At 70.0% G+C, this 23002-nt stretch carries 23 protein-coding genes and 1 pseudogene; 10 read left to right on the top strand and 14 right to left on the bottom strand.

The window, feature by feature from the left end:
* The first annotated feature begins 135 nt into the window (after positions 1-135).
* On the top strand, positions 136-777 hold the full coding sequence (locus tag ABZ098_RS39660; protein WP_356598933.1) for a hypothetical protein: 642 nt from the start codon (positions 136-138) through the stop codon (positions 775-777).
* 15 nt (positions 778-792) lie between these two features.
* Here ABZ098_RS39660 and ABZ098_RS39655 read toward each other — a convergent pair.
* Together ABZ098_RS39655 and ABZ098_RS39650 are read right to left on the bottom strand one after the other, a co-directional pair.
* A pseudogene (locus ABZ098_RS39655) lies at positions 793-1915 on the bottom strand (IS630 family transposase).
* Positions 1916-2061: 146 nt separating this feature from the next.
* Positions 2062-3036, bottom strand: a complete 975-nt coding sequence (locus ABZ098_RS39650; RefSeq protein WP_356598931.1) for a GlxA family transcriptional regulator — start codon at positions 3034-3036, stop codon at positions 2062-2064.
* 135 nt (positions 3037-3171) lie between these two features.
* On the opposite strand from ABZ098_RS39650, the gene ABZ098_RS39645 reads away from it, so the two are divergent.
* Both ABZ098_RS39645 and ABZ098_RS39640 read left to right on the top strand, forming a co-directional pair.
* Positions 3172-3810 (top strand): HD domain-containing protein, encoded by a 639-nt coding sequence (locus ABZ098_RS39645; RefSeq protein ID WP_356598929.1) that lies wholly within the window; start codon positions 3172-3174, stop codon positions 3808-3810.
* Positions 3811-3946: 136 nt separating this feature from the next.
* Positions 3947-4867 carry an NADP-dependent oxidoreductase gene (locus ABZ098_RS39640; RefSeq protein ID WP_356598927.1) on the top strand — a complete coding sequence of 307 codons (921 nt, stop codon included), beginning with the start codon at positions 3947-3949 and terminating at the stop codon, positions 4865-4867.
* A gap of 95 nt (positions 4868-4962) precedes the next feature.
* Here ABZ098_RS39640 and ABZ098_RS39635 read toward each other — a convergent pair whose 3' ends face one another.
* The 4 genes from ABZ098_RS39635 to ABZ098_RS39620 all read right to left on the bottom strand — a co-directional run bounded on the left by ABZ098_RS39635 (position 4963) and on the right by ABZ098_RS39620 (position 7940).
* Positions 4963-5433, bottom strand: a complete 471-nt coding sequence (locus tag ABZ098_RS39635) for an SPW repeat protein (RefSeq protein ID WP_356598925.1) — start codon at positions 5431-5433, stop codon at positions 4963-4965.
* A 298-nt stretch (positions 5434-5731) separates the two neighbouring features.
* The gene (locus tag ABZ098_RS39630) at positions 5732-6661 is read right to left on the bottom strand and encodes a hypothetical protein (RefSeq protein ID WP_356598923.1); all 930 of its coding nucleotides are present in this window, start codon (positions 6659-6661) and stop codon (positions 5732-5734) included.
* Between the two features lie 37 nt (positions 6662-6698).
* Entirely contained in the window at positions 6699-6869 is a 171-nt protein-coding gene (locus tag ABZ098_RS39625; protein WP_356598921.1) for a hypothetical protein, read from the bottom strand.
* A gap of 405 nt (positions 6870-7274) precedes the next feature.
* The gene (locus tag ABZ098_RS39620) at positions 7275-7940 is read right to left on the bottom strand and encodes an HNH endonuclease family protein (RefSeq protein ID WP_356598919.1); all 666 of its coding nucleotides are present in this window, start codon (positions 7938-7940) and stop codon (positions 7275-7277) included.
* A gap of 390 nt (positions 7941-8330) precedes the next feature.
* Between ABZ098_RS39620 and ABZ098_RS39615 the strand changes: the two genes are divergently transcribed.
* From ABZ098_RS39615 to ABZ098_RS39605, 3 genes are all read left to right on the top strand, one after another.
* Positions 8331-9374 carry a polyprenyl synthetase family protein gene (locus tag ABZ098_RS39615; RefSeq protein WP_356598917.1) on the top strand — a complete coding sequence of 348 codons (1044 nt, stop codon included), beginning with the start codon at positions 8331-8333 and terminating at the stop codon, positions 9372-9374.
* A gap of 177 nt (positions 9375-9551) precedes the next feature.
* On the top strand, positions 9552-10415 hold the full coding sequence (locus ABZ098_RS39610; protein ID WP_356599005.1) for an ABC transporter ATP-binding protein: 864 nt from the start codon (positions 9552-9554) through the stop codon (positions 10413-10415).
* Positions 10412-11173: an ABC transporter permease gene (locus tag ABZ098_RS39605; protein WP_356598915.1), complete on the top strand. Its 762-nt coding sequence runs from the start codon at positions 10412-10414 to the stop codon at positions 11171-11173. The genes ABZ098_RS39610 and ABZ098_RS39605 overlap by 4 nt, the downstream gene beginning before the upstream one ends.
* Before the next feature lie 64 nt (positions 11174-11237).
* On the opposite strand, the gene ABZ098_RS39600 is transcribed toward ABZ098_RS39605, so the two are convergent.
* A complete protein-coding gene (locus ABZ098_RS39600) occupies positions 11238-11486 on the bottom strand; it encodes a hypothetical protein (RefSeq protein WP_356598913.1) in 249 nt (82 codons plus the stop codon).
* A gap of 383 nt (positions 11487-11869) precedes the next feature.
* Between ABZ098_RS39600 and ABZ098_RS39595 the strand changes: the two genes are divergently transcribed.
* Entirely contained in the window at positions 11870-12301 is a 432-nt protein-coding gene (locus ABZ098_RS39595) for a CAP domain-containing protein (protein WP_356598911.1), read from the top strand.
* A gap of 63 nt (positions 12302-12364) precedes the next feature.
* Here ABZ098_RS39595 and ABZ098_RS39590 read toward each other — a convergent pair whose 3' ends face one another.
* Entirely contained in the window at positions 12365-13285 is a 921-nt protein-coding gene (locus ABZ098_RS39590) for a terpene synthase family protein (protein WP_356598909.1), read from the bottom strand.
* A 353-nt stretch (positions 13286-13638) separates the two neighbouring features.
* Between ABZ098_RS39590 and ABZ098_RS39585 the strand changes: the two genes are divergently transcribed.
* The 3 genes from ABZ098_RS39585 (at position 13639) to ABZ098_RS39575 (ending at position 16256) form a co-directional block, all read left to right on the top strand.
* The gene (locus ABZ098_RS39585) at positions 13639-13854 is read left to right on the top strand and encodes a hypothetical protein (protein ID WP_356598907.1); all 216 of its coding nucleotides are present in this window, start codon (positions 13639-13641) and stop codon (positions 13852-13854) included.
* Positions 13855-14153: 299 nt separating this feature from the next.
* Positions 14154-15332: a cytochrome P450 gene (locus tag ABZ098_RS39580; RefSeq protein WP_356598905.1), complete on the top strand. Its 1179-nt coding sequence runs from the start codon at positions 14154-14156 to the stop codon at positions 15330-15332.
* Positions 15333-15584: 252 nt separating this feature from the next.
* Positions 15585-16256, top strand: coding sequence for a class I SAM-dependent methyltransferase (locus tag ABZ098_RS39575; RefSeq protein ID WP_356598903.1), 672 nt, complete (start codon positions 15585-15587; stop codon positions 16254-16256).
* A 314-nt stretch (positions 16257-16570) separates the two neighbouring features.
* Here ABZ098_RS39575 and ABZ098_RS39570 read toward each other — a convergent pair whose 3' ends face one another.
* The 6 genes from ABZ098_RS39570 to ABZ098_RS39545 form a co-directional block, all read right to left on the bottom strand.
* A complete protein-coding gene (locus ABZ098_RS39570) occupies positions 16571-17122 on the bottom strand; it encodes a carboxymuconolactone decarboxylase family protein (RefSeq protein ID WP_356598901.1) in 552 nt (183 codons plus the stop codon).
* Between the two features lie 129 nt (positions 17123-17251).
* Positions 17252-17857, bottom strand: a complete 606-nt coding sequence (locus tag ABZ098_RS39565) for a dihydrofolate reductase family protein (protein ID WP_356598899.1) — start codon at positions 17855-17857, stop codon at positions 17252-17254.
* Positions 17858-18187: 330 nt separating this feature from the next.
* Entirely contained in the window at positions 18188-19588 is a 1401-nt protein-coding gene (locus ABZ098_RS39560) for an MATE family efflux transporter (RefSeq protein WP_356598897.1), read from the bottom strand.
* Positions 19589-19593: 5 nt separating this feature from the next.
* Positions 19594-20622 carry a cysteine synthase family protein gene (locus ABZ098_RS39555; RefSeq protein WP_356598895.1) on the bottom strand — a complete coding sequence of 343 codons (1029 nt, stop codon included), beginning with the start codon at positions 20620-20622 and terminating at the stop codon, positions 19594-19596.
* Positions 20623-20656: 34 nt separating this feature from the next.
* Positions 20657-22009, bottom strand: a complete 1353-nt coding sequence (locus tag ABZ098_RS39550; protein WP_356598893.1) for a Y4yA family PLP-dependent enzyme — start codon at positions 22007-22009, stop codon at positions 20657-20659.
* The gene (locus tag ABZ098_RS39545; RefSeq protein ID WP_356598891.1) at positions 22000-22989 is read right to left on the bottom strand and encodes an ornithine cyclodeaminase family protein; all 990 of its coding nucleotides are present in this window, start codon (positions 22987-22989) and stop codon (positions 22000-22002) included. The genes ABZ098_RS39550 and ABZ098_RS39545 overlap by 10 nt, the downstream gene beginning before the upstream one ends.
* Positions 22990-23002: the final 13 nt, after the last annotated feature.

The raw sequence follows: 23002 nt of genomic DNA, 5'->3' as shown, positions 1-23002 counted from the left end.
AGTACACAATCGCCTGGTGCGGGAGAAGGCGAGGCGGACCACCTAGTGCTCTGACCGCATACCTTCGCCGGGTTGGGCGGGTGTGGGGCCATTAATGCCAGCTACCTGGCCCAGGCATCCGCCTATGCTCGGCTCGTGCAGCCGCTTTCCGACCGCAGCAATCCGTTGATCACGGCGTTCCCAGCCGAGCTTGCAAGCGATGCCGAGGCAGTCCTGGCGGTGATGCCTGATTCTCGGCTCCAGCCGCATGCATCGTTCTCGGTCGCTGTCGAGGGCCAGCAGGTTTTGATCCCCGGGCGCCTCTACAACGACGAGCCGCCTACTGCCAGGGTGGCGTCGCTTTCGTCGCGCCAGCAACAGCTTCTGCACTGCCTGTACTCAAGGCACAGCGACGGCATGGTCAGGCAGCGCCACCTGGAGAAGGTCGTTGGTTCCACGGACCCATGGGTGGTCCCCTTCGTCGTGCAGCTGGTTGGCGAGTACGTCTTGGAGATCCTGGTCGTCATCTGCGATGAGCTCCGTGATCTCGCCACGCCCGGCACCTGCGGCCACCTCGCTTACGGGCAGTTCATCGTGGACAACCCTGCTTTCTTCGCGCGCACTCAACGGCGGGTCGTGAGCTACTGGAGCTGCTACTACCGGGGCACCTACGCGAGTTTTCGGGGCTACCCGGGGTGCACGATTCTTGACCTCCTACGCTCCGCTACCTCCGACAGAGCAGGACGTCCCTGGCCCAACCTCGCTCCAGTCGGCGCGAGGGTGGACGGCTACTGCTAGGACCCGCCGGGCTGGTCAAGCGGCATCGGCGAGGGGACGTCCGCCCCAACGGATGCCCTTCTCGCTGCGGATGCGAGCGCGCTCGCGGCGCTGAGCTGCCAGCACGTCGGGGTGACGGGCGTTCGCGTTGCGCCAGCGCAGATAGGCGTGCAGGGCCCGGGTCTGCACGGTGTGGTTGCGGTGGTTGGAGTTGGCGATGGTGAACTGCCGCAGCGGCCCGAAGTGCGCCTCGATTGGGTTGGCCCAGGACGCGTACGTCGGCGTGAAGCACAGCTCGACGCGGTTCCTCTTCGCCCAGCGGCGGATCGTCTCGCCCTTGTGAGCGGACAGGTTGTCCAGGATGACGTAGAGGGGGGCGCCGTCCGGTCGGGCGGCCCGGACCGACCTGAGCGCGGCCAGCGTGTTCGCGGCGCCCTTCTTCCGGCGGTTGACGCCCCAGAGCGTGTCGTCGCCGACCGAATAGCAGCCGTGGAAGTACCTGACGCCGTGCGTGCGATGGTAGGTCGCCGGGTGCCGCTCGGGGTGACTGGCGGGGGGCCCAGCCCGCACCGCCGGTGGGGCGGATACCGAGCGGGCCGAACTCGTCGAAAGCGAAGACCCGGTCCGGGAAGCGGTCCAGGACCTCCTCGATCCGGTCCAGCTTTGCCTCGCGGTCGGGGTCCGGGGAGTCCTTCCACGTCTTGGTGCGCTGGAAGGTGATGCCGCGGCGGGCGAGCAGACGGCGTAACGCCTCGCGGCTGATGCGGATGACCCGCCCATGGACTTTCCGCAGGTGGGCCAGCAGTTTGCGGATGGACCAGCGAGTGAAGGGCTGGCCGAGCTTGGTCGGGCGGGTGGTGGCCGTCTGGACGACGAAGTCCTCGTCGTCAGGACTGAGCAGGCGGGGACGGCCTCCCGCCCACCGAGGGTCCAGACAGGCCAGGCCGATCTCGTTGAACCGGTGGATCACATCCCGGACGGTGTCCTCGTCGGCCTGCACCAGCTGGGCGATCACCCGGACCCGGTTCCCGCCGGCCGACGCCAGCAGCATCATCGCGCGTCGGAAGCGGACCGAACTGGTGCTGCCCCGGCGCACGATCTGCTGCAGCTTCTGCCCCTCTTGGTCGGTCAACCTGCGCACGCGGACAAGCTCAGCCACCGCACCCCCAGCACTCGGATCGGACGACACACAACATCCAACCGCCCCGACCACCAACCCGGCGAACCAATGTGGTCAGAGCACTAGATGATCACGCCCATCGCAGCCCCGTCGACACCGTCGGCCCGTCGAGGGGCAGCGGCGCGCTATTCGGCCTGCTCGCGCCGGGCGGTGGCGAATCGGCGCTGGTAGGCGGCGGGGCTGATGGACAACTCTCGCGCGAAGACACGGCGCAGGCTCTCGTAGCTCGGGAAGCCGGCCATGGACGCCGCCTGCGTGGCGGTGTGCCCCTGGTCGAGAAGCGACTTCGCGATGTCGAAGCGGATCGACTCGACGTACCGGGCGGGTGTAGTGCCCAGTTCCTCACGGAACAGCCTGGTGAGGTGGCGCGTACTGACGTTGAGGCGTCCGGCGAGTGCGGTGAGGGAGTAGTCGTCGGCGGGATCCGCGGTGACCAGGTCGACGACTCTCCGCAGGGCGGGTGACCGGGGTGGTGAGCCTCGCAGGGGTGCGGAGAACTGCGACTGGCCGCCCGCCCGCTGCGGGTACACCACCAGGGAGCGGGCCACCTCGCGGCTGACGTCGGGACCGTGGTCCTCCTCGACGAGCGCCAGGGCGAGGTCGATGCCCGCGGTGACGCCTGCCGAGGTGTACATCGTCCCGTCGCGCACGTAGATGGCGTCGGGCTCGACGCGGGCCTTCGGATGCCGCGTGGCGAGTTCGCCGGCGATCTTCCAGTGGGTGGTCGCTCGTCTGCCGTCCAGGAGGCCCGTCGCTCCGAGGACGAAGGCGCCGGAGCACACGGAGGCGACCCGCCCTGCACGGGCTGCCAGGTTGCCGGTCGCTCGGGCCAGGTCGCGCGTGACCGGGGTCCTGGGATAGATGGCGCCGCCCGGCACCAGGAGCGTGTCGGAGTCCGTCTGCGCGGTGGCGCTGCCGTCGACTGCGATCCGCATGCCGATCGAGGACGTGACGTCGGCGCCCGTCGTCGACAGCAGGACGATCCGGTAGTCGGCGCCGAGCAGATTCGCCTCCCCGAACACCTCGGCGGGGCCGACGACGTCCAGCAACTTGACGCCGTCGTAGACGAGGATCGCCACGCGGTGCGGGTCGGAGCTCACGGGCCCACCCTGGGATGACCGTATTCGAGGGGTTCATGGCCGGACCGAGGCGGCGCGGCGGGCCGGGTGGTCGGCACTGTGGAGAACGGGCGCACGGTCCACTCGTCGTACATCGCATCGGAAAGCGCGGACATCATGACGGACATCATCGCAGGGGTGGAAATACCCGGGACCTCGGCCGTCGCGGAGGCCACGGAGTTTCTCAGGGAGAGGACCAATCCCCTGATCTTCCACCACTCCCGGCGGGTATTTCTCTTCGGATCCCTGCATGCGCGTGCAGGGGACCTGCGGCCGGACCCCGAGTTGCTCTACGTTTCGGCGATGTTCCATGACGTGGGCCTTTTGATCCCGTTCCGCGACGCACACCAGCGATTCGAACTGGACGGCGCCGACCATGCGAGGAATTTCCTGTTGGAACGCGGGTTCTCCCGAAGTGCCGCCGAGGTGGTCTGGAGGGCGATCGCCCTGCACACGACACCAGGGGTTCCGGGCAGGATGGACCCCGAGATCGCCGCCACCAACTACGGCGTCCTGACCGACGCGATCGGTTGGGGGCTGGACGAGCTGGAACGTGACCAGACGGACGAGATCGTCGCCGCTCATCCCCGCGGCGATTTCAAGAAGGAATTCCTGCAGGCATTCGTCGACGGCCTCAAAGACCGCCCGGACACCACCTACGGGACCGTCAACGCGGACGTCCTGGAGCACTTCGTTCCCGGATTTCGACGTACGTCCATGGTGGAGCGCGTCCTGGATGCTCCCTGGCCACGCTGAGCGGGCCCCGACCTGGGGCAGGCCGACGCAATCGCCCCGATGAGATCGGCGGAATTAGAGGGAGGTGTCGATGGATCCCCATCTCCATACGGCGTCCTGAAGCCATGTCTCACCCACACCAAGAAAAGGAATACTCGTGCGAGCCATCACTGTCCGGGATCGTGAGGCCGGGGTCACTGGGCTGACCCTCGATGAGCTTCCCCATCCCCACGCCGCCGAGAACGACGTCATCCTGCGGGTGCATGCCGCGGGCTTCACCCGAGGCGAGCTCGACTGGCCCGCGACCTGGACCGACCGCGCCGGCCGTGACCGTACCCCGAGCGTGCCCGGTCACGAGGTCTCGGGCGTGGTGACGGAACTCGGATACGGAACGAGCGGCCTCACCGTCGGCCAGCGCGTCTTCGGACTGGCCGACTGGACCCGCGACGGCTCGCTCGCCGAATACGTCGCGGTGGAAGCCCGTAACCTCGCCCCGCTCCCGGCGGACATCGACCACACGGTGGCGGCCGCACTGCCGATCTCCGGACTGACCGCCTGGCAGGGCTTGTTCGATCACGCCCGTCTCACCACGGGGCAGACCGCCTTGATCCACGGTGCCGCCGGCGGCGTCGGCTCGATCGCAGTCCAGCTGGCCCACGAAGCGGGCGCCCGCGTGGTCGGCACGGGCCGCTCCGCCGACCGGGACACCGTCCTGGAACTGGGCGCGCACACGTTCCTCGACCTCGAAGCCGACTCGTGGGAGGACACAGATCAGGTCGACGTCGTGTTCGACGTCATCGGCGGCGACGTCCTCGACCGCTCGGCCGCCCTCGTGCGACCCGGCGGCACACTCGTCAGCGTCGCTCACCCGCCCACTGTGCGCCCCGCCGACGGTCGAGCCGTCTTCTTCGTGGTCGAACCCGACCGCGCACGCCTGGCCTACCTCGCCCGGCGTCTGCGGGACGGGCGGCTGCGGGTGCGCGTCGGCGCGGTGCGGCCGCTCGCCGAGGCAGCCGACGCCTTCACCTCACGACAGCGCGTCCCCGGCCGCACGATCATTCGTGTCGCCGAGGACTGAGGGCGTACCGAGGGAGAGGCCCTGCCTGGTGCTGACCGAGGCGCACAGCCCGGGGGAGGGCATGTACGCCTCGCTGTTTCGCGGATGGGCGACGATCACCTGTTCATGGACGAGCGGTCACCGGACGACCGATCCACCGGTCGGGCGGCTGCCGCGGCCATGAGGGCCAGTATGAGGGCGATCACGCCGACGATGATGTTGTTGACGATGGTCCTGGTGGTGCTGACGTCGCCCGCCACAACCCAGGGCGCCACGATCGTCCAGGCGCCGAGAGCGCAAGCGGCCCACGCCATGCTGTGTGACCGTTCGTAGGCCCGGCCGAAGCCACCGCTCATGATCACCGCGTATGCGATGCCGACGATCAGATTGTTGACCGCCAAGGTGGAGAACCCGTTGAATCCCGCGATCCACGGGGAGGCCGCCAGGTAGAGGCCCGTGATCAGGGCCATGGCCTCGACGGCCTGTGCCCTCGGTGTGGTGGCGACGCGCTCGGCCATCTCGTGCCGATTCCGCATGTCGAGAATGTCGGGATGGGTTGCCATGTCCGATCGGGGCTGCGTTGTCATTTCGCTACCTCATTTGCCCGTTGTGTGCGCTTCGTGAAGGCGAGTACCCCTCGGCCAGGCGGTAACCGTCGCCGGCTGCCCGAATCCGAAGAAGCCGGGCGCACGTGGTGCGGCTTGCCGAACCCAGCGCATGCTGCTCTTGTCTCGTGTGCCCCGTCGGGTGATCGTCCCCATCTATCACGCTGGGATCGGCCGTGGAGATCATCTTCACAGCGTCACTGTCGTCACTGACGCTGGTTCGCCGTGGGTCGGGACCCCGGGCGAACTGCTGTGTGGGGCGAACAGAGGGCGCCCTCGCCTAGCGGTCGCGCGCCGTCAGGCGTTTCACCTCCTGTTCCGCCTCGCGCGCTTCCTGACGGGCCTGTGCGTGCGCGTCAGCGGCCGCGTGGCTGCGTTCCTCAGCTGCCTGCTGTTCTCGCTCGGCTCGCTGAAGCTCCTCGTGCGCCTGTTCCAGTTGCTGCTCGGCCGTGGACACCTGCTGCCTGGCCTGGTCGTGCCGGTCGCGTGCCCGCTGCCATGCCGCCTCGGCTTCGGCCTCTTGGGCACGCGCCTTCCGCAACCGTTGCGCCGTCTCTTCGGCTGCCGAACGGGCGTGATCCAGGAGCTCCTGTCTCTGGCGCCGTCGCTCGGCGAGTTCGTTCTTCGCCCGGGTCCGCGCAGTCGGCCGTGGAGCCGCCGTCCCGCGGGGCTTGTCCGCGGTGCCGGTCGGCGGGGCGGTGCCGGGGAAGTCCGAGGGCGGGGTGAGAGCGCCCTCCAGGCGACCGCCGGCCCACCGGGCGGCTGCGTCCGGATCTGTGAGCACGGCTCGCAGGGTGTTCTCGACGCCCTGCCGGGCCGACTCCGACAGCCGGTGCCCAGCCTCCTCAGCGAGCTGCGCCGCCTGCCGGGACAAGGCGGCCACGATGCGCCGCCGCTGCTCGGTCAGCTCATTGATCTCTGGGGCGTCGAGGGTGCGGTATGCCTCGCGCAAGGCCTGCCCCAGCTCCAGGAACTGGCGGCTCTCGTGCGGCTGGGAACGCAGCAGGATGTTCGCGGCCCAAGCCGCCAGGGTGGGGCGGCGGGCCGTATGGATCCGGCGGGCGTCGTCGGTGTTGCCGGCCGCCTTGGCCGCTGCGGCGAGCTCTTCACGCCGGGCGACGAATTCGCCTGGGGGCGTGGTGTAGAGCTCGTCGAGAACCGCGTCCACAGCGCGTTCCCCGCCCCGCTCCACTTCCTCGCGCTTGCTCAAGGCGCCCGTACCTCTGGCTCGCCGGGGTGCCACGCGATCAGACCCGAGTCGGGACATGGCGTGCGTCCCAGCCGGTCAGGCAGGCGTTCCGCAGGAACGGGGTCAGGCCGTAGACGCTCTGCACGATGCCGAGGTCTCGGTCGTCGATGCATACACGGCGGCCGCCGGCCTCTGACGGCGGGTGGACGATCGCTCGGCCCTCTGACACGGCACCAGCCTCGCCCACGACGGCCGCTCCCGCATCCCGGTCGGTCCCTGTTCCTGATCCCGGCTCCCACGCCAGAGCGTCCGAGACAGGGGAGACGCGTGCCGACTCGACGCCAGCGGTCGCGTACGGTCGGCGCCTGTCCGCGGCTGCCGTACGACATGCGGATCGCGTGTATGGCAACCGGTCGGGGGCCGTCGGGGGCATCCCGAGGTCGTCGGCGCCGCATACCGCCAGTACACGGCGTCACGGTCGAGCGCCTCAGCGGCGGCACCCGCCCAACGCGTTGCTCCCTGAGGCACGTTGGACGAATTCGAAGAGCATCCCTGCGCCCCACAACCGCAGTTCACCGCGAGCCGCGCACCGAAGATCAGCGGCAATGCCCGTGCCTGTACGGCTCGGCGGGGTTCACGGGGCCGGGGTGAAGGTCACGGTCATGTTCGGGCACGACTCTGCCAGTTGGCTGAGGGACTGGCGTTCGTCGCGGTCCGCGGTGAACCGCCAGCGCAGTTTCACGGCGGTCCATTCCGCGATGTACCGGCAGGTTGCCCGGGTGTTGGAGGGCAGCCAGTGGGCGGGGTCCTGATCGCCCTTGCTGCGGTGGGAGGCAGCCGAGACGGCGGTGAGGGTGCGGGGGTCGCCGAGGTCGTTGGCATAGGCCTCGCGGCGTTCGGCCGTCCATTGGGAGGCCCCGGACTCCCAGGCTTCGGCCGGCGGCACGGTGTGGGTGACGTCGAGGGCCGCAGCGGAGGTGATCTCGCCGGCGTCGTAGTAGGACCACCACGTGCCGCCCACGAGACGGCAGCCGGGTTCGACGGTCGGCGCGCTCACGGCTTCGGCGACGAGGACCTCGCCGCGGGTGTCGCATCCGTCGCTGGGATCGGCCCCGGCGTTCCAGTGCCGGAACTTCGTGGGGTCGTATCCCGCGTGCGATTCGGCGGCTTGGGGGAGGGCCGCGATCGCCTGGTCGAGGGGGAGTGACTGTGCGGCGGCGGGAGCGGGCACGGCGAGGGCGAGGACGCAGACGGTGCCCACGCCGGCGCAGGCGGCGGCTCGGGTGAGGTGGTTGATCACGTTCAGCAGGGATAGCGGCGGCGCCGCGCGCGGTGCGGTGTGGCGCGCGGCGGGTCACCCGGGCGGCCGTAGGAAGAAACGATGCCGCAGCGCGTCGGGCGTCAACCTCTCCTTGACTCGCAGGACCCGGACGGTGCTCGCGTGTACGGCCGTGGCCTGCCGTTTTCCGCTGTGCCGGCCTAGGTCTGCCCCAGCCTGTTGTGCGGGCCGGCGCTCGTGTTGTGACTGTCCGTTCAATGCACCGTATGAGGGCTGGGCCGCCTCAGTGATCCTTTCGCCAGGTGGTGCAGCACGACCGTTTCTGCGTCGTCCGTCCCCGGTTGACTCACGTGGTGACACGGCGCGGCACCGGCTGCCGTGCCATCCGCTCGAACGCCCGAGGAGTAGTGCATGTCGCAGATCACCGGCCCGGTTCCCGGCGCCGTCTTTCCCCGTTTGGACTGGGTGGAAGAGATGCTCGCGCCCGCTCTCAGGGAGGCCGTGGCATCCCTGCCCGGTGCCGAGCGGCGGGTGGCGGGCTATCACCGTGGCTGGTGCGAGGCCGACGGCACCCCGCTGCTGTCGGCCCCCAGCCGTGGCAAGACGGTCCGGCCGGCGCTGACTCTGCTGTCCGCGATCGCCGTGGGAGGTGAGCCGCGCTGCGCCCTGCAGGGCGCCGTGGCAGTGGAGTTGGTGCACGACTTCACGTTGCTCCACGACGACGTCATCGACGGTGACACCCTGCGCCGGCACCGCCCGGCCTCGTGGACGGTGTTCGGCACCCCGTCGGCGGTGCTGACCGGTGACGCGCTGCTCGCGGCGGCGCTGAGGGCGGTCGCCGAGACGCCGACGCAGGTCGCGGCCGCGGCGGTGCGGGAACTCGTCGGCGCGCTGCTGGACCTGGTCCAGGGCCAGAGCCTTGACGTCGCCTTCGAGGACGCTTCTGAGGTGACGGTGCCGCAGTACCTGGCCATGGCGGAAGGCAAGACCGGCTCTTTGATGGGCTGCGCCTGCGCGCTGGGCGGGGTGCTGGCGGGCGCGGACGGCGAACGGGTCCGAGGTTTGCGGGAGTTCGGCCGACGGCTGGGAGTGGCCTTCCAATGCGCTGACGACCTGCTGGGCATCTGGGGCCGCTCGACGCGCAGCGGCAAGCCGGTGGGGGCCGACCTGACGGCGCGCAAGAAGTCGCTGCCGGTGGTGGCGGCCCTCGCGGGCACCGACTCGGCTGCGGAGCACCTGCGGTCCCTGTACGGCTCGCAGCGTCCCCTCGACGAGCAAGATGTCGCTCTGGCACGGGAGTTGGTGGAGAAGGCCGGGGGGCGGCAGGCGGCGGAGGACGAGGCGCGTCGGCAGATGTCGGCGGCACTGCGTGCCCTGTCGTGCGCCCAGCCGACCGCTGACGCCTATCAGCAGTTGCAGGAGATCGCCCGGGCGATGATCCAGCGGGATTCCTGACGGCGCCCCGCCCGCCCGGCCAGGGCAGGAAAAGGCGTGCTACGGCCGTGACCTGCCGCAGGATGGGCCGTTGACCGTACGGTGGCCATTTTGCGGTTTCTGCCGCCTTGTTGCCACTACCGACCGATACCTTCCCTGACGAAACGCAGTGGAGCCGTGCAGCAGACCGAACCGAGTATGGCTCTTCCGGGTGATGTTCCAGCTGTGTCCGCCTATGGACTTCAGGTGGTCCGAGGCAGTCACCGGATCCTCCAGAACGTCACTTTCACCATTCCCCGCGGCTGCATCGTGGGGCTTCTGGGCCCCAGCGGCTGCGGCAAGACGACTCTGCTGCGCTCCGTCGTGGGCGTACAACGGGCCACCGCGGGCCACGTCCAGGTCCTCGGATTCTCCGCGGGAGCCCCGCAGCTGAGAACCCGCGTCGGCTACGTCACACAGGCCCCGTCGGTGTATGCCGATCTGACGGTGCTGGAGAACCTGCGCTACTTCGCCGCCGCCCTCGGCATGCGGGGCTGGCGCAGGGAGGACGCGGTCGTGCGCGTGGTCAAGGAGGTCGACCTCGCCGGCTACGCGGACAAACTCGTCGTCCGCCTCTCCGGCGGCCAGTACTCGCGGGTCTCGCTCGCGGTGGCCCTGCTGAACAGCCCCGACCTGCTGGTGATGGACGAACCGACGGTCGGCCTGGATCCCATGGTGCGCCGGGAACTGTGGCTGGTGTTCCAGCGGCTGGCCCTGGAAGGCACCACGCTGCTCGTCTCCAGTCATGTCATGGACGAGGCGGACCGGTGTGACCGGCTGCTGCTGATGCGCTCGGGCCGGCTGCTGGCCAGCGCCGACCGGGCCACGTTGCTCAAGCACACCGGCTGCACCGACGTGGAAGGGGCGTTCATGCACCTGGTCGAGGCTGCCGCCGGTGCGGAGGCCCGCGCCCGGCAACGCGCCACGGCACAGAGCCTCGGCCCGGACCTGCCCGGGCTGCTCGACCAGCCGGCCGCACCCCGTGCGGAACAGGCCTTCTTCGCCGCGGACACCCGCCCGTGAACCAATCACGCCTGGCCGACCGGCTGCCGTTCTCGCCCACGATCACCGCCGCCACCGCCGTCCGGGTCCTGCAGCAGGTCTCCCGTGACAAGGGCAGCACCGCGTTGCTGCTGGGCATCCCCTGCATGCTCATGGTGCTGCTGAAGCTGATGTTCCACGACTCCCAGGACACCTTCCAACGGGTCGGCCCCCAGGTGTTCGGCATCTTCCCCGTCATCGTGATGTACCTGGTGGCATCGGTCTCCACGCTGCGTGAGCGCACCACCGGCACCGCGGAGCGGCTGCTCACCATGCCCGTGCGGCGGCTCGACATCGTCCTCGGCTACAGCCTCGCCTTCGCCTTCCTCGCGCTGGTGCAGGCAGTCCTGTCCACGCTGCTGTCCGTGGGACCGCTGGGCCTGGACATCAAGGGGCCCGCCTATCTCCTCATGGTCATCGCGATGCTCGGGGCCCTGCTGGGCCTGGCCCTCGGGTTGCTGGTGAGCGCCTTCGCCCGCAACGAGTTCCAGGCGGTGCAGTTCCTGCCCGCGGGCGTCCTGCCGCAGTTCCTGGTGTGCGGTCTGTTCGTGCCGCGCGACCAGATGCAGGGAGCGCTGTCGGCCGTGGCCGAGGTCATGCCGATGACGTACGCCGTCCAGGCCGCCGGTGAGGCGGCCGCCCATACCGGCGTCACCTGGCTGTTCGTGCGGGACGCCCTGCTGATTCTGGGGTGCGTGATCGCCGTGCTCGCCGCCAGTGCGGCGACGTTGAAACGGTGAGCTGTCCAGGAACGGCCTGAGGGGAGCCGTCCACGACGGCTCCCCTCAGGCGGATCTACCGATGTCAGTCCCGCAGGCCCCAGGTGAAGCCGCCGGAAACGCTGCCATAACGCGGGAACTCGAACGGCCCGAAGTGCAGTGGCCGCTCGCGGCCGCCGTGGAAGCCGTCCGAACCGGTCGGGCCGTCGAGACCGGGGAAGGCCTGGGCCTGCGCCGACTGCGTCGAGGCGGTGGCCACGGTGGCCGACCCACCGGCCAGTACGGCCAGCGCGGCGACGGCCACAACCGCGAAACGGCGAACCTGCAATGGCATGGAAACTCCTTGAGAATGGGGACCTGCGTACGGGAAGGGGATTCGGTGTTTCACCTTATCGGCCACGACCTGGCTCAATGGATGGGAAATGCCGATATCCCTCGAAGGGGGCACGGAGTACACCACCCGAAAAGATGAGGGAAAGGAAAAGAACGATGATCAAAGCGAGATCCTGGATGACGTGCACGGCCGTGGCTTTTCTGTCCTTTCTGTCGGCCGGTGCTGCGCCGGTATGGGCCGGGCCCCCGCCCTTTCCCGGCCCGGCCTCCTACGCGCCCCCCACCTGGTCACCCCCCGGCCCTCCGCAGTGGCAAGCACCCGACTCCTCGGGATGGCAGCCATCTGATTCCTCGCCATGGCAGGCACCCGCTCCGCCCCGAGACGTGGCCGTGGAGCCCTCGTCGGGCTCCGCCGCCTCAGGGTCCGCCGTCCCTCCGGACGCCCGCGAGGTCGTCGACAAGATCAACCGGCGCCGTTCCGCCGCGGGCTGCTCTCCGCTGCGCGTGCGGACTCCGCTCAGCCGAGCCGCTCAGCGGCACAGCGACGACATGGCCCGCCACGCCCACCTCAGCCACACCGGATCCGACGGTTCTGACCCGGCCGGCCGCCTCAGGGCCGCCGGCTACCGCGCCACTCACAGCGGCGAGACCATCGCGTCCGGACCCGCGTCACCGAGCGCGGTCGTGGCGCTGTGGATGGGCAGCCCACCCCACCGCAGCATCCTGCTGACCTGCCGGTACACCCAGGCAGGCGTGGGTGTCGCCGCCGGTGCCGGCGGGCCGTGGTGGACGGCGGACCTCGCCTCCGACGGCTGAGAGCAGCGGAGTTCCGCGGACCTAGCCTCCGACGGCGGTGAGCAGCGGAGTCCCGGACCGGTGTCAGGCGAGGTCCGCGTCCCACCACCAGGCGATACCGGGCGCGCCCTCCACCGGCCCCGGCCGGGTGTCGGACGGCTCTTGGGCGAACGTGAGCGACAGGTCCTCCCTCTCGTCCGGCCAGCGGCCCAGGCTGAGGTAGCGGGGGACGCGCATCCCCCACTCGTTGTTGCCCCGCAGGCCGTAGCGCAGCCCCTGCAGGTAGAGGGCGAGATCCGCGCCGGCCGTCGGTCGTACGCGGTCGTGCAACTGCAGAAACCGCACGAGGATGCGGTCGCGCAGCGCGTTGGCCTCGTACACGGCCTGCTGAAGGGGAAGAGCGCGCTCGGCCATCAGTACGGTGTAGATGTTCTGGTCCGCGTGGCCGCGGGACATCTCCTTGTGCAGGGAGTGCCGGTCGTTGTCGAGGGAGGCAATCATGATCGCCATCTCGGTCAGCGCCTGCACCGCCGGGCGGTACAGGTCCCGGTCGGACAGCTCGCTTCCCGTCGCCAGCTCAAGCAGCGCGAACGTGGGGTGCCCGCCGGCCGCCAGCAGACGCATCGTCAGGAACTCATCCAGCTCCGGCATACGGCCCACGGCCTGGTTGCCGATCTGCCATGCCACCCCCGACAGCCATGCGCGGTGGGCATGGACGAAACGGCTGACCTGCGTGGGTGGGGCGAACGAACGGAACCGGCGCATGATGTCCTGCAAAGCGCGGGCGTACCGGTCGTCGGGCCGTGCCGAGTCCGTCTCGCAGGCCCGCTGCACCTGTCCGGCCAGGGCGTTGAACTGCGCGGGCCGGCCACTGAGGGGCCCGCTGTCACAGCGGGCGTCGTCGAACGCGAAGCCCCAGTAGACCCACAGAGCCGCGGCCAGCAACCGGTCCTCGTCGGCCACCGGGGTGAAACGGGCGTAGAAATCAGCACTGTGTGTCGCCACGACCCAGGCTTTCTCCCGTTCCGCAGCGCACATTCCGCTGCTCTCGATCCATTCCACGGCCCGCTTCTCGATACGTCGGACTCCGGGATGGAGTTCCGATTCCAGAGGGCAGAAAAGAGGGGGCAGATCCACCTCGGATACGTGGGATCGCATGACAGCGTGAACCTTCCGACGAAAGGGCGGGGGAGTTCACGATCATCTGTAACCCCGACCGGGGAAGTAATAAGACGTGCCCGAGGCGTCGCATGGTCAATCAAAACGGATGACTGGGCACGCGCTGTTGACCCAGGTCTGCGCCGATCACACAAACTTCAGCGCTGTGACCTGCCGAGGAACACGTCGTTGAGACGGACATGCGAACTCCTCTGCTCCATCGTGCCGCTGTCGTACTCGTCGCCGTTGTCGCCCTCCAAGGCGGCACCCCGGCCATGGCCGACGACAGGAACCAGGACGCTCAGTCGGCCTCCATCGACCCCTTCACCCCGTTCATGGCAGGGGCGTCGACGCTCGCGGGCATGGCCGAACCCTTCTACAACGCGGTCACCGGCTCCGTGTCCCCGCGGGGCTGACCGTCCGCTGATCCGCACCATGTCCGGCAACGCTCGGGTTCGGCGTCGGCCTGGTGCTGGTAGTGGGGAGGCGGCGTGCGCCGCGTGCGGACACCGCGACGGCGCACGCCGCCCGAGAGCAAACACTCGCATGACCGTCGTGCAGGGCCGCGGGCCGCGTCAACATCACGGATTCCGCCGCCGGCCGGCCCCACTGCCGCCGACTCTTCCAGCGCCGCCCTCCACGCAACTGGCGCTCAAACGGCCCGGGTTGCGCGTGTCGCCGAGGTTGGGGGCAGGGTCCGTTGGAGCCTGGCAGCATGACCGACCCGACTCAGGACCCCCGCTTCCTCCAGGACCCCTATCCCGCCTTGGCGGCCCTGCGGTCCAGATGTCCGGTGCGGTCCATGCCCACGGAGTCGGGCGGGCACCCCAGTTACCTGGTCACCGGGTACGCGGAAGCCAGGCAGGCCTTGAGCGACCCTCGGCTCTCCAAGGACACGGCCGCCTTCTTCGCGGGCAAGGAGTCGCGGCGCCGTCTGCATCCCGCGGTGGCGCACACCATGCTGGCCACCGACCCGCCCCGGCACACCCGGCTGCGCAAGTCGGTGACCAAGGCCTTCACGGCCGGGGCCGTCGCGCGGCTGCGTCCGTTCATCGCGCAGGTCACCGAGGAACTGCTGGACCGATGGCCGGTCGGCGAACGCTTCGACTTCGTGAGCGCCCTGGCGGTCCCGCTGCCGGTCATCGTGATCTGCCAACTGCTCGGAGTCCCGCAGGAGGACCGGCCCGACGTACAGCGCTGGTCCGGAGAACTGTTCGCGGCAGGCAGGCCCGACGTCATCGACGCGGCCTCGCACGCCATGGCCGACTACATGACCGGTCTCGTCGCCACCAAGCGCCTGGACCCCGGGGACTGTCTCCTCGACCACCTCATCTCCGCTCGCGACGGCGCAGACCGTCTGAGCGAGGAGGAACTGGTGTCCCTTGCGGTGCTGCTGCTCGTCGCCGGACACGAGACCACCACCAACTTCCTCGGCAACGCCGTCCTGGCACTGTTGCAGCGCCCTGCCGAGTTGGATCGACTTCGGAAGAGTCCGGACGACATCCCGGCGGCGCTGGACGAGTTGCTCCGGTTCGATTCCCCCGTCAGCACGGCCACCTTCCGGTTCACGACGGAGGCGGTCACGCTCGGCGGTGTCGACATCCCGGCCGGGGCCCCGGTCCTGGTCTGTCTTGGCGCGGCCAACCGTGACCCCGTGCGCTTCCCGTCACCGGACCTGCTGGACCTGGACCGGGACGCCGCCGCTCATCTCAGCTTCGGTCACGGCATCCACCGCTGTGTCGGCGCGCCCCTGGCCAAGGCCGAGGCGGAGATCGCCCTGCGCGCGGTGCTGACCCGGTTCCCCGGCATCCGGCTTGCCGTGCCGTCCGATCGACTTGACTGGCGGCGCACTCGGTTGGTTCGCGGGCTCGTAGCGCTTCCGGTGACCGTGTAGGCCGTCGGGGCGTGGGAGTCATGGCCGTGTTGGAGGGTGCCGGGTGAGCTGCATGCTGCCCAGCGACCGAGGTCCTCTGGAGCGGCCGTCGAGACGCGTGATCTGCAGGTCTTGTCGGAGCCAGGTCTCCAAGAGCCCTGCTCTTTGCTGGTCCGGCAACTTTGCGTGCGGATCGGCGCAGGTCCGAGCACCATCGACAGCGCGCCCGAGTGGGGCGAACGGCACAGCATCACGAGCAGCGGGAGGCATCCGGTGTCAGGACACCACGAGCACGGCCGAAGCGGCGAGGCCGGCGAGCAGGCGGCCGCCGAGATGTTCGAGCCGGCGGCCTGGGACGAGCGGTACGCGGGCCAGGAGCGGTTCTGGAGCGGCGAACCCAATCCGCAGCTCGTCGCTACCGCCGGTGAGCTGAGCCCTGGCACGGCGCTGGACGTCGGTTGCGGCGAGGGAGGCGACGTGGTCTGGCTGGCCGGGCAGGGCTGGCGCGTGACCGGCGCCGACTTCTCCGCCGAGGGCCTGGCCCGTGCCGCCCGCCACGCCGAGCAGGCCGGCGTGGCCGATCGCGTCGACTGGTGGCAGGTGGACGCCAGGACCTTCGATGCCGGTGACCGCGCGTACGACCTGGTCACCAGCCACTACCTGCACGCCCCGGACGGCGGCATGGTCGACGTGACCCGCCGTCTCGCCGCAGCCGTCGCCCCCGGCGGGTTGCTCCTGGTGGTCGGGCATGCGCCGTCCCACGAGTTCACGCACCTCTCCGAGAGCCACCGCAAGGCGATGTTCCTCGCCGCGGAACTCCTCCCTGGTCTGCCGGACGACTTCGAGCCTGTCGTCGTGGAGCAGCGCACGCGCACGCTCAAGCGGGACACCGGGCCGGTCGAGGCCGAGGACTCCGTGGTGCTGGCGCGCCGCGCGGAGCGCTGAGCGCCCGCAGGAGCGCCGAGGACCCACTGGGAAGGCTGCCTCACGCGCGCCCGGAATGCCGAGGCCCCGGCACGCGGGGGCGGCTGACCTGCAGCGAGCTAGATTCCGCTTGCCACGGCTCACAGCCCTGCCGTACCGCCGCGCGAAGTCAGGGATCATGTAGCGGGAGGAACGTCTGATCGCACGCGACGGACTCGCGCGGCTGGTATGCGGCCGGGCAGGTAGAGGAATCCGCTTCCTCCGCGTCACGACAGAGGAAAGGAAGTGGCGATTACGCCTCCATCACTCCAGCGGTGCCGATCCTTGTGCCTGCTTCACCGGCCCACATCGCTCCCGGCGGGCGGCACGTCGCCATAGGGCGGCGGCGCCTCACCCTCAGTCGTCACCTCGAAGGTGTTGAGGAAGTCGCAGATCAGTTGGTAGAAGCCGACGGTGATGACGAGGTCGGCGAGCTGGTTCACCGTCAGGAACGCGAGGAGCTCCTTGCGTGCGGCGTCGTCGAGTGAATGCCGGGCGAGCAGTCGGTCGGTGGCGGCGAGGACGGCTGCCTCGGATGCGGACAGGCCCTTGGTGGAACCGGTCGCGGCGGCGGTGATCGCCTCCTCACCGAGGCCGACGAGACGGGCGATGTTCTCGTGGTGGTGGATCTCGTACGCCGCCCGGTAGGCATGACCGACCCGCACGATGGCGAGTTCGCGCAGGGGGTCCGGCAGTGTGTTCCGCCGCAGGATCGCGTCCCCCAGAGCCAGCACACCGGGAGCCAGCGCGGGGGAGTGCATCATCATCCGGAAGACGTTGAGCGAACCGCGAGCGGTCACGTCCTCCCGCAGCTCCGCGGGCAGTGCGGAAAGGTCCGGGTACTCCATGTCGACTCCGTTCGCTGGGCGATGGTCTGCACAGGACGGGAATCCCCACGCAGGCCGTGTCGCACACCAAGTGCACCGAAGTGACGGCTGCCGTATGGGAGTTGGCGAGGATCCGTGCGCTACCGCTGACTAGTAACTGTCGTATCCGGGCGTGCCGTTCGGCCGGTAGACGCCGACGACGGTGCCGCTCTTGGTCGTCGAGACGCTGACCGGCTCCAGTGCCGTCGGGATCGTTCCGTCGGCGAACAGCCGCTTGCCGGTGCCGATGATCACCGGATGGATGGTCAGCCGGAATTCGTCGACGAGGCCGTGCCGCATGAGGGTCTGGGCGAGGTCGCCGCTGCCGACGACGTTGATGTCGCCTCCGTCGGACGCCTTCAGCGTGCGTACGGCGTCGGCGACCTCGCCCTCCAGCAGCGTGGAGTTCTGCCAGCCGACGGACGTGAGGGTTCGAGACGCCACGTACTTGTGCATGCTGTTCATGCGATGGGTGAACGGGTTGTCGGGGTCGGCGGTCGGCCAGTACGACGCGAAGATCTCGTACGTCTTGCGGCCGAGCAGCATCGCGTCGGAGGACTCGTACCAACCGGCGATGGCGGCGCCGACCTCGTCGTCGCTCACCGGCTTCTGCCAGCCGCCGTGCTCGAAGCCGCTCTGAGTGTCCTCGTCGGGGCCCCCCGGCGCCTGCATGACGCCGTCCAGGGTCAGGAACGTGCAAACAATGATCTTGCGCATGGTGCGCTCCCTTCGTCGAGAGGTAGACGGCACCACCGCCGAAAACTCATCGGCGGGACGCAGCGGAGGGGGCCGGAGGGGGGGCCGGACCCCAGCCCGAAGCGCGACCTGCCGGCGGGCGGTCACCGGCTTCGGGCCGGTCAGCGCGTACGTCCGCCCCCGGTGGCCGGGCTCGACAGCGCCTCCACCCGCGCCACCGAAGTGGTGTCGGCATCCCGGTGTCCGCATGCGGCGCGCGGACCATTCCGGGCTTCCCGCGGAGAGTGAGCCCCAGCAGTCACCGCCCGAACGACACCCATGGGTACCTCGCTCCACCCCCACCGGGACATCTCACGCCACAGCCGGCTCCTTCGCAGCCCGCACGGCCAGCGCCTGGCCGTACCGGCGCAGCAGCAGCAGCGCGGTCGCGGCGAGGCCGGTGAGGAGGCCGAGCCAGACGCCGACGGTCTCCAGCCCGGCGAGATCGCCCAGCAGCCAGGCGGCGGGCAGGCCGATCAGCCAGTAGCCGACCAGGGTGATGCGAAAGCCGCTCTTGGTGTCGTCCAGGCCGCGCAGCAGGCCGACGCCGATGTTCTGGGCGCAGTCGAAGAACTGCAGTACGGCCGCGATCAGCAGGAGGTTCGTGGCGATGTCCGTCGCGGTGTGCCCTTCGGGTGCCGACGGGTCGAGGAAGGGGCGCAGCACCAGGCCGGGGACGGTCAGGTAGACGACGCCGACCACCGCCATCACGGTCGCCGCGCATGCCAGGGCGGTGTTCTTGATGCGCCGGGCCGCGGAGATCCGGGTCAGGGCGAGTTCACGGCTGACGTTGAGGGAGGCGGCGTGGGAGAGGCCGACCGCGATCTGGAAGACGATGTAGATGAGCTGGTTGACGGCGGTGTGCGCGGCCAGGGCGGCGCTGCCGAAGGTGCCGATGATCAGGGCGACGACGGAGAAGAAGCCCGCCTCGGAGCCGTAGGTGGCGGCGATGGGCACGCCCAGGCCGGTCAGGCGGCGCAGGGTGGCCGGGCGGGCCTTCCAGATCCGGATGTCCAGCAGCGGGGCGAGTGCCGGGTCGCGGCGTGCGGAGACGTACAGGGCGAGGCAGGTCAGCGCGTACACGAGTGAGGTGGCGACGCCGATGCCGGGCAGGCCCAGGTCCGGGAGGATCCAAGTGCCGTGGACCAGGCCCCAGTTGAGGGCCGCGTTGACGGCGACCGAGGCGATGGTGATCTGGAGCAGGGCCTGTGGCCGGCGCATGCCGACCGTGAACTGCCGTATCGCCTGGAACCAGAGACAGGGGACAAGGCCGGGCGCGAGCGCGAGCAGCACCGGCCAGGCCGTGTCGACGACGTCCGGATCCTGGCCGAGGTACGCGACGGCGCGGCCGATCAGCAGGATGACGAGCGCGCCGACGACGCCGGACAGGGTGGCCAGGGCGAGGGCGGCGCGGACGATGTCCCGGACCTCTTCCCTGGCGGTGTCGGTGAGTTCCTCGTCCTCGGCACGGGCGGAGGCGGCGGAGACCTGGTTGCCGACGGCGGTGACCATGCCGACGCCCATGGTGCGCAGTTGGTTGAAGATGACCAGCGCAAGGCCGCCGCCGGCCAGTGCCTCGGCGCCCATCAGGCCCATCATCACGGTGTCGGTGGTGGTGAGGGCGACCTGGGCGAGCTGGGTCAGGGCGAGCGGGACGGCCAGGCCGGCCAGGGCGCGGCTGTCGCGGAGCAGTGTGGTGAGCGGTGTCGGCATCGGTGTCAGTTCTCGCGGAGTTTGGTCAGCAGCTCGTCGATCTCACGCTCGACGGCCGGGTCGATCAGGTCGCGTGCGGTCATCCAGTCGTCGTTGAAGACGGTGTCCATGTACTTCTCGCCTCCGTCGTTGACCAGCGCGACCATAGTCGTACCGGGCGCGAGGGACGACATCCGGGTCAGCGCCTCGTACACGACGCCGCCCGCGGAGCCACCGATGAGGAGCCCGATGCGGCGGGCCAGCACGCGCGCGGTGGCGAAGGCCTCGACGTCACCCACCTTCGTGCCCTCGTCCAACAGCTCGTAGTCCACCATCGCGCCGATGGTCGCCCCCTCGGGTGTGCCGGTGCCGGACTGGTAGTAGTCGTGTGCGGGCGGCCCGAAGGCGATCGACCCCTTCGGCTCGACCCCGACGATCCGCACCCCCGGCACGAGCCGAAGCAGCTCCCCGCCGGTCCCGAACAGCCCGCCGCCGGTTCCCACGGCACCGATCAGGACGTCGATGCGGCCGTCCAGTGCGGCGGCGAGTTCATGCGCCACCGGCCGGTAACCGTCGCCGTTGGCGGGGTTGTTGTGCTGCTCGGTGAAGTAGGCGTTGTCGCTCTCGGCCGCCAGCTTCTCGGCGAACTCCTCACGAGCGGCGGTGGCCAGCTCCTCGTCGCCGTCGTCGGCGACGTAGACGAGTTCGGCGCCGAGGGCCTTCATGCCGCGCAGTTTGTCGGCGGCGGCGTGATGGTCGACGACGGCTGTGAAGGTGTAGCCGCGCTCGGCGGCGATGACGGCGAGGCCCAGACCGGTGTTGCCGGAGGTCGACTCGACGATGCGTCCGCCCGGGCCCAGCAGTCCGCGCTCCTCGGCGTCGAGGACCATCTGCCGGGCCATGCGGATCTTCGCGGTGCCGGTGGGGTTGAACTGCTCCAGCTTCAGCAGCAGTCGGCTGCCGGTGTCGGTGCGGCACAGCTCGAAGAGCGGGGTGTGGCCTATGAGTTCGGAGACGCGGCTGACCACGGCGGGACGCGAGAGCGCCTTGTCCATCGGATGGCTCCAAGTGGGGAAGGTGGGGAGAGAGTCAGGCGAGTGGATGGCGGTCGAGCCGCCAGCGGGTGGTTCCGCCGGTGGTGTCGAGCACGACCTTCGGGGGGAGCGGCAGTTCATGGAACGGTGACTCGTTGGAGTCCATCTGGTACCCGGCGGTGTTGGGATAGACCAGCAGGTCACCGACGGCCGGGCGGCTGGGGAAGCGCACCTTGCGCCAGGTGACCATGTCGGACTCCAGGCAGGTGGCACCGCCCACGCAGGCGGCGTACGGCTCGCCCTGGGACCGGTGCCCGGGCAGCAGCACCGGATCCGGCAGGTACTCGCTGTTGAACCACTGCTCGGACAGGCTGAGGCTGCTGCCGTCCACGGTGACGATGCCGTAGCCGGCGCGGTCCTTGACGCCCTGCACCCGGAACACCGTGCAGCCGGCCCGGTCCAGCAGGGCCCGTCCCGGTTCCAGCAGGAGTGCCACGCCCGCCTCGCGCAGGCGTCTCGCGAGACCGTCCGTGGCGAGGACGGCCCGCAGGGCGTCGGCGCCCGCCACGGGGGAGTGGTACGGGTAGAAGTCGTCCGGAGTGAAGGACTTGTTCGCGTGGTACTGCTCGGGCCGCTGCTCGCGTCGGAAGGTTTCCCAGTGTTCGGCGTCCGTGTAGTCGACGGCGAAGCCGCCGCCGATGCTGATCCGGTCCGCCCGCAGTCCCAAGGCCCGTGCATTGAGGCACAGTTCGACGAGCTCGCCCGCCGACTCCGCGCGCAGCGCGGGGGAGTAGCCGGACAGGTGGAAGGAGAAACCCTCCATGACGAGGGCCTGCCCGGCCTCCGCGCAGCGGCCGAGTGCGGTCTCCAACTCGCCGTCGTCGAGGCCGAATCGGCTGTGGGGCTGTGCCGGTGGCAGCCGCCGCAGCAGCACGCGCGCCGGACGGGCCAGGGCGCGTGCCAGCGCGACGACACGCTCCAGCTCGTCGAGCGCGTCCACGGCGATCAGGCACCCTTGCAGCACGGCGACCTGGAGCAGGGGCTCGGCCTTGGCGGGCCCGGTGACCACCACGTCCTCGCCGCGGACCCCGTGGCCGAGGGCGTCCCGGAGCTCCCCGGCACTGGCCACGTCCACGCCCCTGCCGGACAGCGCGCAACGGTCCATCCACACGGCGGCCTTGTTGGCCTTCTTCGCGTAGTACACGCGGCCGTCGACACCGGCCTCGCGCAACGCGCCTTCGAAATCGGCGGCGTTGGCGTCGAAGCGCTCGGGGAGCAGCAGATGGAAGGGGCCGCCGATGGCGTACGACAGCTCGTGCGGCAGCCCGCTGCCCAGGACGGCGTCGAGCTGCGGATCGGGGTGGGCGGGCAGCGGCGGGGAGGCCGAGGACGTGCGGGTCACCGCCACAGCGACACCCGCGTTCCCAGACCCTGTTCCACGGCGAGCTGCGCGAACCGGTGCCCCAGGGCGATGTCGGTGACGACCAGGCCGCTGTTGTAGGCGAAGATCCGCTCCTCCGCCGACTGCCGGCCCTTCGCCCGGCCCACCACGACATCGGGGAACTCCGCGTCCACGGGCGGGAAGTCGCCGTCCGCGTCGGCCATGTCGGTCCCGGTGACCTTCATCTGCGCCTCACTGGTGGCGACCACCCGGTCCGCACGGTGCAGGGTGGAGGGCGCGATGCCGTGGCCGACCAGGATGGACAGCGCGCCCGGCTTCAGGTCGGAGGCCTCGACCGCGGCGGGCGTGTGCCCTCCGGCGGTGGCGACCACCACGTCGGCGCCGGCCGCGGCGGCCCGTACGTCGTCCACGACCTCCAACTCCCGGTCGGGGAAGTAGTGGTGGAGTCGCTCGCGGACCGCCGCGAGGCCGTCGGGGTGGGTGCCGTAGACCATCAGCCGGTCCAGATCCGGCAGGGTGGTGAGCAGGAACGGCAGAGCCAGCCGTCCCTGCGTTCCGGTGCCGATGACCAGCGCACTGCGGCTGCCCGGCGCCGCCAGCTCGCGGGCGAGCAGCGCGGAGACGGCCGGAGTGCGCAGCGAGCCGACCCGGCCGCAGTCCATCATCGCCACCGGCAGACCGGTGATGTCGTCGTAGAGGGTCAGGGTCGTGTAGTAGTGCTGTTCCTCGCGGCCCTTGTCCAGGCCGTGCTTGTACGACGTCTTGATCGCGACGACGTTGCGGACGCCGTCGCGGCCGAGCATGGCGTAGGAGACGGAGTGACCGTTCTCGGGCTTCACGGTGAGCTTGCGGGGGTTGGCCGACCTGCCCTCGGCGAGGGCGCGGTAGGCGTGCTCGACGACGTCCACGACGTCCGGCAGCGATATCTCGATGCCGGCGATGTCGCTGGTGCTGAGCAGGCGCAGGGTGCTGTCGTCCGCGGTCACGGCTGTTCCTTTC

It is taken from the genome of Streptomyces sp. NPDC006335 (assembly GCF_040612795.1).
Classification (GTDB): Bacteria; Actinomycetota; Actinomycetes; order Streptomycetales; family Streptomycetaceae; genus Streptomyces.
Note: the sequence above shows the minus strand (reverse complement) of the source record. Positions and strands in the feature narration are given on the sequence as shown.